Below are 12,685 nucleotides of genomic sequence, written 5' to 3' on the forward strand. Positions count from 1 at the left end.
ACTCACAGTGAAGGGTGCGGGATGGGCATGGGCGGCGGACCGCTGGTCGTGATCGTGCTGTCCCACCGGCACCCGGGGCAGGTCGCCCGCCTGGTCGACCGGATCCGCACCGGCACCGACACGGTCGCGGTCGTCCACCACGACCCGAGCGGCGAGCCGCTGACGCTCCGTCCCTCCTCCGACGTCGCCCTCATCCCCGACGCCCGGCCCTGCCGTTGGGGGCGGCTCTCCCTCGTCGAGGCGCAGTGGCGCTCGCTGCGCTGGGTGGCGGACAACATCCCGGAGTTCTCCTGGACGCTGCTCGTCTCCGGTCAGGACCATCCGATCCGGTCCATGACCGCGATTGAGAAGGAGCTTGCCGCCTCGCCGTACGACGCGTACCTGCGGCACTTCGCCGTGACGTCCGATCCGGCGGAGGACACCGACCCATGGCAGGCGGTGACCCGCAGACGCTACCTGCGCAAGCGACGCCTGCCCCGCACCCACCGATCGGTGCCGCTGCCGTTCGCGCGGCGTCATCCCTACCGGGACGGCGTCGGACTGTACGTCGGCGACATGTGGTTCAACCTGTCCGCGGCGGCCGTGCACGGCATGCTCGCCGACCCCCTGGCCGACCGCCTGCTGGGCTACCTCCGGTACGCGCCGATCCCCGACGAGACGTTCATCTGCTCCATGGCGCTCAACGCGCGGCCGGCGCTGTCCGTCGCCGATGACAGCAAGCGGTTCATCCGCTGGGGCCCCGACGCCAGTCATCCCGACCTGATCACCGCGGACCACCTCGACGAGATCCGGGCCAGTGACGCCTTCTTCGCCCGCAAGGTGGACGCCTCCGCGCATCCCGAGATCCCGGACCTGCTCGACCAGCTCGCCGCCGAGCGCACGGCATCCTGACCCGTTCGTCTCAGCGCATGATGTTGACGGCCCGCTGGTGGATCCAGCAGTACCGCCGCTTCTTGCAGAAGGCGTGATTCGTGTTGGTCAGCGCGCGCACGTTGCCGTCCGAGACGTGTTGGATCCCCTTTAGCCAAGCGGGACTCCGGATGGTGATCGAGTTGGTGTTGTGGCTCCCGTTGCCGTTGTGGTTGTTGTCACCGGTCAGGGCCGTGATCGGCGCCTGCCGGGGCAGCACGCCGGCCCGCGCCTCGAGGCCGGGCGACGCGCCGAGGGCGGCGCTCAGCGCGAGGCCGGAGACGGCGACGAGGCGGCGGCCGGCGGTTCCTCTCATGTGGGCTTCCTTTCACGGGAGAGCCATCGCGGTGCCCGGTCGCGGCAGCCGGGGGAGATGCTCCACGCCCCCGGGCTCCGCTGCGTCTTTACCCGATGGCCGTCGGTGGACCATGGTGCACGCCGTTTTCGGTTCGGATGATTAACCCCGGTTTGCCGGACCGTCCGCTCGGACGATCCGGTGCTGGAGGAGTCCCGGGAAGAAGTTGGCCGGACATTCGAACGACCCCGCCGGGCCTCGCTCGTCGCCGGCAGCGGCCGGGCCGGCCGAGCCCCCGTCCATCAGCATGAGACCGTACGGGCCCATGTAGAGCAGGCGGCCGGGTGGCGTGCGCGTCTCAGGCACCGTGCGTGTCTCCGGCGTCGCGACGGGATCGCTTCCCGCCGGCGCCGCGGTCCTCTCCGGAGCGACCACCGTCACGTTCTGTTTCACGGTGCAGACCCGGACATTGCGGCAGAACGCGTTCTGCGTATCACTCACCCCACCGGCGTTCCGATTGTTCGTGTGCTGGTAGCCGTGATTGTGGATGGGACTTCTCACCGACAGGGCGGTGCTGTTGTGGTGGCCGTTTCCGTCATGCGTGTGGTCGGCGGGGAGACGTGCCCTCGCGGCAGTCGGTATCTCCGCGGCCCGCGCGGCGGACGGGAGCCAGGCGAGGGCGAAGACGCCCGCCGTCAAGGCGTAGGCGCCGACCTTCCGGCGGATCGCGGCCTTATCGGCGATCGATTCTCCGCGGGTGCCCTGTCGGATCATTCTCCCACCTTCGTGAGTCGGTGATTCCAGACGCGAACGGTCCGTTCGCCGGGCCTACCCGGGATCGATATCGCGATCACCTTCGGTTTGATCGGTGGCTGAATTATTACTCGTTCATTGTCGCCGGCTCACCGGCGAATCAGGCGAAAAGGAAGGCGCGGGTGCGGCGATCCGGAGCGGCTGGGGATGGCCCATCGCCATCCGGATACCGAGATACGCGAAGGGAATGAGCAGGGCGAGATCCGCGACATGGGCTATCGCGATCTCGCGAGGGATCCGGCTGAGCGGAAAGGTCACCGCGCTGACGGAGGTCAGAATCCCGATCGGCACGGGGACGGCCCGGATCCACGTGAGCACGACGCCGAGGACGAGAACGCTGAGGGGGAACGCCGAGCCGGCGAACCAGAACGCGACGAAGGCCGCCGCCGGATGCTCCTGAAGCAGGTGAACGGCCTGGGTGTGCGAGACGCCGAACAGCTCTTCCTGCATGCCCTGCACGCCGAACGACGCCCCGCCGACGCATCCGTACACGGCCACCGGAAGGGCGACCGCGGCATAGCGCGGGACCCGCGGCTCGATGAGGCGATAGACCGCGACCAGACCGACGATCCAACATATCGTCGCCGCGACGATGAGCGCTCCCGCCGTAATGCCCTGGTGCCGGTCGCTCCAGTAAAAGGTGGAAATACCCTGGATCGCCGGTGCCAGGATGAGACACGCGCCGGCGATCGTACGGGAAACAGGGGGCATCATTCATTCCTCCATGACGTGTTCGTATCCATTGCCATGGAGAGAACGGTAGAAAGAAACGCCGGGGAATCCATCCGCTCGGCGTCGCGACCCGATACCGCGGTCGCGGTAGAAGGGCTAGTTCTAGGGTGGTACGCCCGGGAGCCCGCCCGCCATTCCCGACCGGTAGGCGAACACCACGAGCTGGGCACGATCCCGTGCCCCCAGCTTCGCCATCGCCCGGTTGACGTGGGTCTTGGCGGTCGCCGGGCTCATCGCCAGCCGCACCCCGATCTCCTGGTTGGTCAGCCCCTCGGCCACGAGCGACACGACCTGGCGTTCCCGGTCGGTGAGGGCGGTCCACAGGTCCGGGTCGAACGCCGGCCCTCCCGCCCGTCCCACGAACGCCGCGATCAACCGGCGGGTGACCTGGGGCGCGAGGAGCGCGTCACCGGCGAACACGGTGCGCACCGCCTGCCGCAGAGTGTCCGGTTCGATGTCCTTGAGGAGGAACCCGCTGGCGCCCGCGTGCAGCGCGCTGAAGACGTACCGGTCCAGGTCGAAGGTCGTCAGGACGATCACCTTCACGTCCGGCGCGCGCTCGTCGGCCAGGATCCTTCGGGTCGCCGCCAGCCCGTCGGTGCCGGGCATCCGCACGTCCATGAGGACCACGTCGGGGCGGTGGGCATGGGTCAGCGCGACCGCCTCCTCGCCGTCGGCGGCCTCCGCGACGACCTCGATGTCGTCCGTTCGCTCCAGGAGGATGCGAAAGCCCGCCCGGACCAGCGTCTGGTCATCGGCCAGCAGCACCCGGATCGTCACGTCGTCTCCTCGTCCGGCAGCCGGGCGGACGCCTGGGCGGTCATGCCGTCTCCTCGTCGGACAGCGCGGCGGATCGGGACGGTCACCGTACCTCCTCGTCCGGCAGCGCGAGGCGGATCGGGGCGGTCACGGTATCTCCTCGTCCGGCAGCGCGAGGCGGATCGGGGCGGTCACGGTATCTCCTCGTCCGGTAGCCAGGCACGCACCTGGAAGCCGCCTCTTCCGTCGGGCCGCCGGTACGGACCGGCGGTGAATCGGCCGCCCAGACCGGCCGCTCGCTCGGCCATGCCGCTCAGGCCGTGGCCCGGCTCGGCGTGCCATTCGTGGTCTCGCCCGGCACGCCGGGTCGCGCGTTCGTCGGCGTCGGGCTTGGCGTGCCCGGTCGCGTGGTCTTCGCGGTTTGGCCGAGCGGGTTCGGTCACGCGGTCTTCGTGGCCCGGCTCGACGTGCCCGGCCGTGGCGTCGTCGTGGTCTCGCCGGGCGTGCCGGGTCGCGCGGTCTTCATGGCCTGGCCGGGCACGTCCGGCCGTGCGGTCGTCGTAATCGCTGCCGTCGTCGACCACTTCGAGCGCGAGGCCGCCGTCGTCGTACCGGACCAGGATCTCCACCAGGTCGGCGTCGGCATGGCGCAACGCGTTCGTGAGTGCCTCCTGCGCGATCCGGTAGACCGTGAACTCCACCAGACGCGACAGCGGGCGGCGCTCGCCCTCGACCCGCACCTCGATGCGCGGGCCGCCGGCGCTGACCGCCCGCGCCAGGTCCTCGAGCCGGTCGATGCCGGGGGCGGGGGGTTCCACGTCGCCCTCACCGGGCTCACGCAGGACCCCGACGGTCGCCCGCAGCTCGGCCAGCGCCTCACCGCCGGCGCGCCGTACCGCCTCGATCGCCTCTCTCGCCTGGGCGGGCGCCTCCGTCAGCAGTTCCGCGGCCACGCTCGCCTGCACGTTGATGACGGCGATGGTGTGGGCGGACACGTCGTGGAGTTCGCGGGCGATGCGGATCCGCTCCTCGGCGAGGCGCTGGGCGGCGACCTGGTCCCGGTGCGCGGCGAGGAGCGCCAGCCGCGCCTCGAACTCCGCCCGCCGGGCACGGCGGCTGCGCACGGCGTCGCCCAGCAGGAGCGCGGCGACGAACACCACCGTCGATCCGTCCAGCGCGGCGTCGAACAGGCCGACGCCGCTGTGCTTCGTCCGGGCCAGGGCATCGGACACGATCATCCAGGCCGCGAGGGAGAGGGCCGCCCAGCGGCGAGGGGCGGCGGCGGCCGAATAGAGGGCGACCCACACCGGGACGGCCGGCGCTCCGCCCGGATAGTCCGCCACGTGGTAGATCAACCAGAGCAGGGAGACGACGCCGATCGTGAGGGCCGGCCGGCGGCCGCGCAGGAGCAGGGCCAGCGCCATCGCCAGCCCAAGGCCGTACGCCACCGCGTCCGGGGCCCGGTCGCCCGTGTCCGGCGTCGCCGTGGCGATGCGATAGACGGTCGCCGCCCCGACGACCGCGCACAGGGCCGGCTCCCTCGCCCACGGCGGAACCGCCGTGATCCGATGGCGCGTCCGCGTCAGGTCCACGCCCCCACCGTACGGACGATCACCCCGAGCGCGGTGCGTCAGAACGCGCGTGAGCGGGTGGGGCGGCCCCACGATGGACCCCGTCCGCTTCGCCGCCGTCGTCGCTGAGATGCGTCAGGGCGGCGCGGATCCGTCCGCGCCGCCCTGGTTCGAGTGTCGCCTCGCGAGGCGTCTCTGACCGGATCCGGTCACCCAGACCTCAACCGGCCGGCGGACAGGTCAGCGGCTGAGGACGGACGTGCCGGTTCGCGGCCGTCTCGGACCGCCTGGGTGGACGCTGCGCCGTCGCGCGGGAACGGCAGCGGCCGCAGGCCGTTCCAGGCGCGCAGCAGCGACCAGACCGCGATACCGCCGACGACCGCGGCGACCAGCGCCCACGCCATCTCGGTGGTGCCGACGTTGAACATCTTCAGCGCCGACGCCAGCAGGACGAACGCCAGCACCCATCGGATGATGCCGCCCGGCGCCCGGGACGACGCCAGGGACCCGAGGAAGACGCCGGGGATCGAGCCGACCAGCAGCGCGAGGGTGACCTCCAGCTTGAAATCGCCGAACAGGATGTGGCCGAGGGCCGCTGCCCAGACCAGGGGCACGGCCTGGAGGAGGTCGGTGCCGACGAGACGGTTCGCGTTGAGCTTGGGATAGAGCGCGAGCAACGCCACGATGATCAGCGAGCCGGAGCCGACCGAGGTCATGCCGACCACGAGGCCGCCCACTGCTCCGACCAGCATGGTCGGGATCGGGCGTACGGAAATCGACGAGGGAGCCGCCTCGGTGGCCTCCTCGGACGACGGGCGACGCGCCGCGCGCCGGGGGCCACGGTCGGCCATCGTCAGGTAGCTGCGGATGGTCAGGCCGGCGGCGGCGATGAGCAGGGCCACCCCGAGCGCGATCTCGATGACGTTCTGCACGTTGTTGCCGCGGCCGAGGGCCCGGGCGAGGAGCACCCCGCAGAACGCGGTCGGCACGGAGCCCGCGCACAGCCAGGCGACGAGACGCAGGTTGACCGTGCCCTTGCGGAGGTGGACGAGGCTGCCTACCGGCTTCATCACGGCGGCGGCGACGAGGTCGCTGGAGACCGCGGTCAGGGGCGGAACGCCGAAGAAGACCGTGAGCATCGGCGTCATGAGGGCGCCGCCGCCCATGCCGGTCAGCCCGACGACGATCGCCACCAGGAACGACCCGAGCGCCATCTGGTAATCGAAGTGCATCCGTATGCCCTACCCGTTTAATCGGGAAAGTCGGACATTCAGAGTATGCGGTGACGGCAAGGGCACGCCAGGCAAGGGCCTTGTGTGCGCTCGGTGACTTGTTCCTTACTCTGAGCGCACCCAGCCGCCGGCGACCAGCAGGTCGAGCACCCGCTCCACCGCCGCGTCCGGGGTCAGCGCCGTGGTGTCCAGCGTGAGCTCGGCGTCATCCGGCACTTCGTACGGATCGGAGATCCCGGTGAACTCCGGGATGAGACCGGCCCGCGCCTTGGCGTACAGGCCTTTGCGATCGCGGCGCTCGCACTCTTCCAGGGGCGTCGCCACGTGCACGAGGACGAAGTCGCCCGTGGCGTTCACCATGCGGCGCACCTCCGCCCGGGTCGCGGCGTACGGGGCGATCGGCGCACAGATCGCGACCCCGCCGTGCCGGGTGATCTCGGCGGCGACGTACCCGATGCGGCGGATATTGAGATCGCGGTCGTCCCTGGAGAACGTCAGGCCGGCCGACAGCAGCCGGCGTACGACGTCGCCGTCGAGGAGGGTGACCGTGCGGCCGCCCCGCTCGACGAGGGCGTCCGCCAGCCCGCGCGCGATCGTCGACTTGCCCGAGCCGGACAGCCCGGTGAAGAACACGGTGATGCCCCGCCCGTGCCGCGGCGGGTGCGCGCGGCGCAGCTCCTCCGCCACCGCCGGCGGCGTGAACCACTCGGGGATCTTCTCGCCGCGATCCAGCACCGCGGCCAGCTCCGCCTCGGTCGGCTCGGGCCGGGCGTGGTCGGCCTCGATCTTCGAGAGCGGCCGCCACACCTCGACGCTCTCGTCGTACGCCCACGGCTCCGGCGTGACGAGCTCGATCGGCAGGTCCCCGATCGCCACCACGAGCGCGGCACCACCGGCGTGGGCGGTCTCCTCGGAGTCGGCCGTGAAGAAGTGCGTGGCGCCGTACGCGGCGGCGACGTGAGCGGCGAGGGCCAGATCGCGGCCCGGCCGCTCGATCAACGGAACCGGAACGACGAGCGAGTCGGCCGGCAGCTCGCGACGTACGGCCAGCACGGCACGGACCAGGGCGTCGTCGTGCCCCTCGCCGATCAACGGGAGCAGCAGCAGCCGCGCGTCGAGCTTCTCGACGAGCTGCCGCAACTGGCCCAGGTGCCGCCGGTGCAGCGGAGTGCGGGTCGCGATCGCCAGCGTCGTCGCTCCCGCCAGCTCGGCACGCACCTCGCGCGGAGACCGGCGCAACCGGCGGAACGGCCCGTGCTCCGGAGCGCCCAGCGCCTCGACCCGGCCGGCGGCCCGCCACGACGTCGTCGCCGACGTCCGGAGCGGATCACCCTCCGGGAACCCGGGCGGAGAGGCGGCGTCCTTCCACGTCTCCGTCACGTGGAGGATCGCCACCGGCGCCCCCTCCGGGTCGGCCAGGAGCAGCCGCTCCTCCTTGGCGAGTTCCTCCGGTATCGCGAGCGTGACCGGCACCGGCCAGGGCGTGCCGTCGGACAGCCGCCCGGCGGCGGCCACGGTCGCCGCGTCCACCGCCCCGAGGAAACCGGTCAGCGGATGGAACGCGCCGTTCAACAGCAGTTCGAGGTCGGCCAGCTCGGCCGGGCCGGGCGTGAGGCTCGGCATGTCGCGTAGGTCGCCGGCTTCCGTCGTCAACGCAGGCTCCGATCGTCTCTCGACCGATGACCATAGAACTCTACGCTCTGCCCGCGTCACCTCAGATGATGCGCGCGTAGCGATTCTCCGGCTTGCGGATCACCATCGTCGCCTCGCTGTACGCCGAGGTCACCCGATTCCGGGACAAGGCGGCCAGGGCCCGGCACAGCATGCTCACGGCCAGCCCCGACCTGGTCACCGTCGCGGCGGACGTGTGCTCTTCGGTGATGACCAGCCCGCGCATGAGGCAGTACGCCCGCATCCCGGACAGCGACGCGGCCCGTTCGTACACCGCCTGCGGCGGGGTCTCGCGCTGCCAGAGCACGGACCGCAGCCACCGCGGCGCGACCCGGTCCAGACGCCCGAACGCGGTGTCGCGGTCATGGAACCGCACGAGCAGCAGCCCGCCCGGTTTCAGTGCCGCGACGATCCGGTCGAGGACCAGCTCGGCGTGCGGGGTCCGCTCGATCAGGTACGAGGCGTGCACGACGTCGTACACGCGCGGCGGCATGGGCACCGTCCGCAGATCGCCCAGATGCCAGGCGTCGAGGTCACGGCGGACCCGGACGCGCGCGCGGACGCCCGGCAGGTCGACGTCGACCCCGGTGACGTGGCACTCGACGGCGCCCAGCTCGAGCGGAGCCGCCTTCCGGCCGCACCCGGCGTCGAGGACGTGCAGGCGCTCGAAGGGCCTCTCCTCGGCGTACTCGCGAACGCGTTCGTGGAAGAGGTCACCGTCGAAGGTCGGCGGCGTGCGCAGCTCGGTCACGCCCCGGAGCGTAGCTCTCTGCTCGCTCTCCGTGCGCACATTCGGCATTGTGCGTGTCGTGCTCGTGCTCGATGGCACTCGCTGCGCGAGCGCGGTTCGCGGGCGCCCCACGCGCCGTCTTCCCTCGCCGCTCCGGTCGCTTCGCTCCCGGCGCTCCTCAGTCCAGACGACGCGCGCCCGCTCACGCTCTGGTCGCTTCGCTCCCGGCGCTCCTCAGTCCAGATGGCGCGCGCCCGCTCACGGCGTCGCCGTGCCCGCTCGGCCGGGGCGCGGGCGGCTTGTGGTACACGCGGCGCGTAGGCTGGGGACCCCGGGGTGAGATCACTCTCCGGGCCTTCACGCTGCCTCACACTTGATGAGCCCATGACGCTTTCCGGACTGCTCGACGTCGCCGCCGCCGATCCCGCACTCGCCCGCGCCCTCAAGAGCGCCGACGCCCACCTGGACCTCGTCGCGCCGCCCGCGCTGCGCCCGGTCCTGGGCGCCGCGCTCGCCCGTGAGCGTGGGCGCACCGTCCTGATGGTCACCGCGACCGGCCGGGAGGCCGAGGACCTCACCGCGGCCCTGACGAGCCTGCTCGACCCCGCCGCCGTCGCGCAGTTCCCGGCGTGGGAGACGCTGCCGCACGAGCGCCTGTCGCCGCGTTCGGACACGGTCGGCCAGCGGCTCGCCGTGCTGCGGCGGCTCGCCCACGGCGACCCCGACGACCCGGCGGCCGGTCCGCTGCAGGTCGTCGTCGCCCCCGTCCGGGCCGTGCTGCAGCCCCTCGTGTCCGGGCTCGGCGACCTGGAGCCCGTGCGCCTGCGGGCCGGCGACGACGTCGAACTGGACGACGCCGTGCGCCGCCTCGTCGACGGCGGGTACCACCGCGTGGACCTGGTCGAGAAGCGCGGCGAGATCGCCGTCCGCGGCGGCATCCTCGACGTGTTCCCGCCCACCGAGGAGCATCCGCTGCGGGTGGAGTTCTGGGGCGACCAGGTCGAGGAGATCCGCTACTTCAAGGCGGCCGACCAGCGTTCGCTGGAGGTCGCGCAGGACGGGCTGTGGGCGCCGCCGTGCCGGGAGCTGCCGCTCGCCGAGTCCGTCCGTGAGCGCGCCCGTGACCTCGGCCGCCTGCACCCGGCGCTCGCCGAGATCCTCGAGCAGATCGCCGACGGCGCGGCCGTCGAGGGCATGGAGGCGTTCGCGCCGGCCCTCGCCGACCACATGGAGCTGCTCCTCGACGTGCTCCCGGCCGGTTCCTCCGTCGTCGTCTGCGACCCCGAGCGCATCCGCACCCGCGCCGCGGAGCTGGTCAGCACGAGCCAGGAGTTCCTGGAGGCCTCCTGGGTCAACGCGGCGGCGGGCGGAGAGGCGCCGATCGACCTGGGCGCGGCCGCGTACAAGACCCTCGACGAGGTCCGCGACCACACGGCCGAGCTCGGCCTCGCCTGGTGGACGATCACCCCGTTCGCGAGCGCGGAGTCGGCGGGCAACGGCCCGACCCGGCGCGAGTACTCCGCGGCCACGGGCGAGTTCACCGAGATCGCCGCCGACGACACCTCAGGCGAGGACGATGGCGGCGCGCTGCGCATCGGGGCCCGCGCGGCGGAGTCCTACCGGGGCGACACCCAGCGGGTGATGGCCGACGTCAAGGGCTGGATCCACGAAGAGTGGCGGGTCATCCTGGTCACCGAGGGCCACGGGCCGGCCGAGCGGCTGGCCGAGGTCGTCCGCGAGGAGGGCCTCGGCGCGAAGGTCGTCGACCTGGACGGGCCGCCGGAGCCCGCGATCGTAAACGTCTCCTGCGGGCTTCTCGAGCACGGCTTCGTCTGGGACGACGTGAAGCTCGCCGTGCTCACCGAGACCGACCTGTCCGGGCAGAAGTCCTCGACCAAGGACATGCGGCGGATGCCGTCGCGGAGGCGGGGCGGCGTCGACCCGCTGCAGCTCACCCCAGGTGACTACATCGTGCACGAACAGCACGGCGTCGGCCGGTACGTCGAGATGGCCAGCCGGACCGTGCAGGGCGCCACCCGCGAGTACCTCATCATCGAGTACGCCAAGGGCGACCGCCTGTTCGTGCCCACCGACCAGCTCGACGAGGTCACCCGCTACGTTGGCGGTGAGGCGCCCAGCCTGCACCGGCTCGGCGGCGCCGAATGGCAGAAGCAGAAGGGCCGGGCGCGCAAGGCCGTCCGCCAGATCGCGGGCGAGCTGATCCGGCTCTACTCCGCGCGGCAGGCGTCGCCAGGGCATCCGTTCCAGGTGGACACCCCGTGGCAGCGTGAGCTGGAGGACGCCTTCCCGTACATCGAGACGCCCGACCAGCTGGCCGCCATCGACGAGGTCAAGGGCGACATGGAGAAGGCGGTCCCGATGGACCGCCTCATCTGCGGCGACGTCGGCTACGGCAAGACCGAGATCGCCGTGCGCGCGGCGTTCAAGGCGGTGCAGGACGGCAAGCAGGTCGCCGTGCTGGTGCCGACGACGCTGCTGGTCCAGCAGCACCTGTCGACGTTCACCGAGCGGTTCGCCGCCTTCCCGGTCGTGATCAAGCCGATCAGCCGGTTCCAGACCGACAAGGAGGTCGCCGAGACGCTGCGGGGCGTGGCCGAGGGCACCGTGGACCTCGTCATCGGCACCCACCGGCTGCTGTCGCCCGAGACCCGCTTCAAAGACCTCGGTCTGATCATCATCGACGAGGAGCAGCGGTTCGGCGTCGAGCACAAGGAACGCATGAAGGAGATGCGCACCCAGGTCGACGTGCTGGCCATGTCGGCCACTCCGATCCCGCGCACCCTGGAGATGGGGCTCACCGGCATCCGGGAGATGTCGACGATCCTCACGCCGCCGGAGGAGCGGCACCCCGTCCTGACGTTCGTCGGACCGTACGACGACAAGCAGATCGCCGCGGCCATCCGGCGGGAGCTGCTCCGCGAGGGCCAGGTCTTCTTCGTGCACAACCGGGTGCGCTCGATCGACAAGGTCGCCAAGCACCTCACCGAGCTGGTCCCGGAGGCCCGGGTCGGCGTCGCGCACGGCCAGATGAACGAGCACCAGCTCGAGAAGATCATGGTCGACTTCTGGGAGAAGGAGTACGACGTCCTCGTCGCCACCACGATCGTGGAGAGCGGCCTCGACATCCCGAACGCCAACACCCTGATCGTGGACCGTGCCGACATGTACGGACTGTCGCAGCTGCACCAGCTGCGCGGACGCGTCGGCCGGGGCCGGGAACGCGCGTACGCCTATTTCCTCTACCCGCCCGAGGTGCCGCTGACCGAGACCGCCCACGAGCGGCTCGCGACGATCGCCCAGCACACCGAGATGGGCGCGGGCATGTTCGTGGCCATGAAGGACCTGGAGATCCGCGGGGCCGGCAACGTCCTCGGCGCCGAGCAGTCCGGGCACATCGCCGGGGTCGGCTTCGACCTGTACGTCCGCATGGTCGGCGAGGCCGTGCGCGAGCTGCGCGAGGAAGGCGTCCCCGAGACGCCCGAGGTCAAGGTGGAGCTGCCGGTCGACGCGCACATCCCGCACGAGTACGTTCCCGGCGAGCGGCTGCGGCTCGAGGCGTACCGCCGGATCGCGGCGATCCAGAACGACGACGAGATCGCCGCCGTCCGCGACGAGCTGGTGGACCGCTTCGGGCCCCTGCCCGTGCCGGTGCTGAACCTCCTGGAGGTCGCGCGGTTCCGTGCCCTCGCCCGCCGGGGCGGCCTGACGGACGTCACCCTCCAGGGCAACCACATCCGGTTCTCGCCGGTCAGCCTGCCCGAGTCGCGGACCGTGCGGCTGCAGCGCCTGTACCCGAAGAGCATCCTGAAGACGGCGACCAATACCCTGCTGGTGCCGGTGCCCAAGACCGCTCCGCTGGGCGGGCGCCCGCTGCGCGATCAGGAGCTGCTGAAATGGTGTACCGACCTGGTGGAGGCGCTGTTCCTCGCCGATCCCGTGGCCAGATGACGCG

Annotated in this window: 10 protein-coding genes; 2 read left to right on the plus strand and 8 right to left on the minus strand. The window is 71.6% G+C overall.

Features of this window, described 5'->3' with window-relative positions:
* Positions 1–27 precede the first annotated feature (27 nt).
* A complete protein-coding gene (locus tag AB0I04_RS06635; RefSeq protein WP_360880141.1) occupies positions 28–891 on the plus strand; it encodes a beta-1,6-N-acetylglucosaminyltransferase in 864 nt (287 codons plus the stop codon).
* Between the two features lie 10 nt (positions 892–901).
* Here the strand turns inward: AB0I04_RS06635 and AB0I04_RS06640 are convergent, their stop codons facing one another.
* The 8 genes from AB0I04_RS06640 to AB0I04_RS06675 all read right to left on the minus strand — a co-directional run bounded on the left by AB0I04_RS06640 (position 902) and on the right by AB0I04_RS06675 (position 8,733).
* Positions 902–1,225 (minus strand): hypothetical protein, encoded by a 324-nt coding sequence (locus AB0I04_RS06640; RefSeq protein WP_360880144.1) that lies wholly within the window; start codon positions 1,223–1,225, stop codon positions 902–904.
* A 141-nt stretch (positions 1,226–1,366) separates the two neighbouring features.
* The gene (locus tag AB0I04_RS06645) at positions 1,367–1,978 is read right to left on the minus strand and encodes a hypothetical protein (protein ID WP_360880147.1); all 612 of its coding nucleotides are present in this window, start codon (positions 1,976–1,978) and stop codon (positions 1,367–1,369) included.
* Between the two features lie 114 nt (positions 1,979–2,092).
* Entirely contained in the window at positions 2,093–2,731 is a 639-nt protein-coding gene (locus AB0I04_RS06650) for a hypothetical protein (protein WP_360880150.1), read from the minus strand.
* A gap of 120 nt (positions 2,732–2,851) precedes the next feature.
* Positions 2,852–3,529 carry a response regulator transcription factor gene (locus AB0I04_RS06655; RefSeq protein WP_360880153.1) on the minus strand — a complete coding sequence of 226 codons (678 nt, stop codon included), beginning with the start codon at positions 3,527–3,529 and terminating at the stop codon, positions 2,852–2,854.
* 170 nt (positions 3,530–3,699) lie between these two features.
* Positions 3,700–5,100, minus strand: a complete 1,401-nt coding sequence (locus AB0I04_RS06660; protein WP_360880156.1) for a histidine kinase — start codon at positions 5,098–5,100, stop codon at positions 3,700–3,702.
* 188 nt (positions 5,101–5,288) lie between these two features.
* Positions 5,289–6,311, minus strand: coding sequence for a sulfite exporter TauE/SafE family protein (locus AB0I04_RS06665; RefSeq protein ID WP_360880159.1), 1,023 nt, complete (start codon positions 6,309–6,311; stop codon positions 5,289–5,291).
* Between the two features lie 105 nt (positions 6,312–6,416).
* The gene (gene cysC / locus AB0I04_RS06670) at positions 6,417–7,964 is read right to left on the minus strand and encodes an adenylyl-sulfate kinase (protein WP_360880162.1); all 1,548 of its coding nucleotides are present in this window, start codon (positions 7,962–7,964) and stop codon (positions 6,417–6,419) included.
* A gap of 61 nt (positions 7,965–8,025) precedes the next feature.
* Positions 8,026–8,733, minus strand: coding sequence for a methyltransferase domain-containing protein (locus AB0I04_RS06675; protein WP_360880165.1), 708 nt, complete (start codon positions 8,731–8,733; stop codon positions 8,026–8,028).
* Positions 8,734–9,096: 363 nt separating this feature from the next.
* Between AB0I04_RS06675 and mfd the strand changes: the two genes are divergently transcribed.
* Positions 9,097–12,681: a transcription-repair coupling factor gene (gene mfd, locus AB0I04_RS06680; protein ID WP_360880168.1), complete on the plus strand. Its 3,585-nt coding sequence runs from the start codon at positions 9,097–9,099 to the stop codon at positions 12,679–12,681.
* The last annotated feature ends 4 nt before the right edge of the window (positions 12,682–12,685 follow it).

The organism is Actinoallomurus sp. NPDC050550, assembly GCF_040655075.1.
GTDB lineage: Bacteria > Actinomycetota > Actinomycetes > Streptosporangiales > Streptosporangiaceae > Actinoallomurus.